We start from the raw sequence: 676 nt of genomic DNA on the forward strand, positions 1-676 counted from the left end.
GGGCATCCCTCGGTTCAGGTTGGTGTCAGCAACCCGACCCTACCGAGAAACCCGATGGCCACCGAAAGCTACACCACGACCTGGGACGTCACCGTCCTCGGCTCCTGGTCCCCTCTCGGGACATTGCTTCGCAATGCCCTGCCGGGCGGCGGATCGGCACCTGCCGCTTGAGCTTCATCAGCCGCCTGACACGATGCCGCCCGCATTTGTGCCCTTCTCTGTGCATGTGGCGCGCGCCGTGCCATGGGGTTTCCAGGAACTGGCGGTCGATGACCGCCATGAAGGCGAGGTTCTCGGCGCTTTCGCCGCGCGGCTGATAGTACAGGGTCGATCAGGTCAGGGGCAGCTGGCCGCACTGCCGCCGGAGGCCGAGACCGGGATGATCCTTCCTCACCGCCTTTTGCCTCCAGTGCCGGGGACGAGACTGGCGCCTTCCGACGGCGCTGTTGGACAAATCAGCTGATGGCCGAGGTTTCCCTTTCCCCGGACACACTTATCCCAGGACCACGGTGACCGGGATGCCGAGGGTCGCAAAGCGATTCATGGCCGCCGCACGGATCTGGACCTCGGCAACCTGGCGGTCGAAGTCGCGGGACATCAGCCTCTGTCCGAGCAGCTTCACGCAGTTCATTTTGGTCTCCACCCTGCTTCGTCGGTGGTAGCCGCTCCAGTTCCG

1 pseudogene is annotated in these 676 nt (G+C 64.6%); it reads right to left on the bottom strand.

Annotation, left to right across the window (positions count from 1 at the left end):
* Nucleotides 1-493 precede the first annotated feature (493 nt).
* Nucleotides 494-676 (bottom strand): annotated as a pseudogene (locus FGX59_RS37215) (IS5/IS1182 family transposase); the annotation flags it as partial.

Source organism: Poseidonocella sp. HB161398 (assembly GCF_005870025.1).
Lineage (GTDB): Bacteria > Pseudomonadota > Alphaproteobacteria > Rhodobacterales > Rhodobacteraceae > Mangrovicoccus.